The organism is Oleiphilus sp. HI0123 (assembly GCF_001635315.1).
Window position 1 is genome coordinate 1 of record NZ_LWGE01000684.1, and the last position, 611, is coordinate 611.

General features: G+C 43.4%; 1 protein-coding gene. It reads left to right on the forward strand.

All coding sequences use genetic code 11. The features are described from left to right. Positions 1 to 484 (forward strand): hypothetical protein (locus A3761_RS06190; RefSeq protein ID WP_068749987.1); only part of this gene is annotated, 484 nt, incomplete at its 5' end. Positions 485 to 611 lie beyond the last annotated feature (127 nt).

Genomic DNA, 611 nt, shown 5'->3' on the forward strand with positions numbered 1-611 from the left:
TCAGGTAGAGTGCACCATGACAGACGGCGAAAAGTCAGTAACAGAGCTGACTCAGTCGTTTACCTATATTGCCAGTCAACTGAAGGAAGTTATTGATTCACATAAAGGTGAAGAAAATGACACCTCAGGAACTGACCTGGAGTCTATTAAGCTCAGTGCTGCAGAGATCCACCAGCAGATTATGAGTGCAATTGTTGCCTTCCAATTCTACGATCGACTCACTCAACGTCTAGACCACGTCAAGCGAGATCTAGGTTGGCTGAGTAATCTGGTAAGTGATCCTCAGCAACTCTACAACCCAATGGCATGGTCTAAGCTGCAAGAAGACATCATGTCGAACTACACAATGGAAGAAGAGCGCATCATGTTCCAACACATCATGAACGGCGCAAGTGTTGACGAAGCTTTGGATATTTACAAACATCACTTTAGTGCCAAAAAAGACAGCACTGACGATACCTCGGACGAAATCGAGCTTTTCTAAGGCAAGTACCTTTCAGTTAAATGCCTATTTCTATGTTTAGAAATAGGCTGAAGCGCTTTACCTATCCCTCTTCAAGCACCTCAATTACTCTTAGCTTATCATCGAGTGAGATTTTCCCTGTATTAAG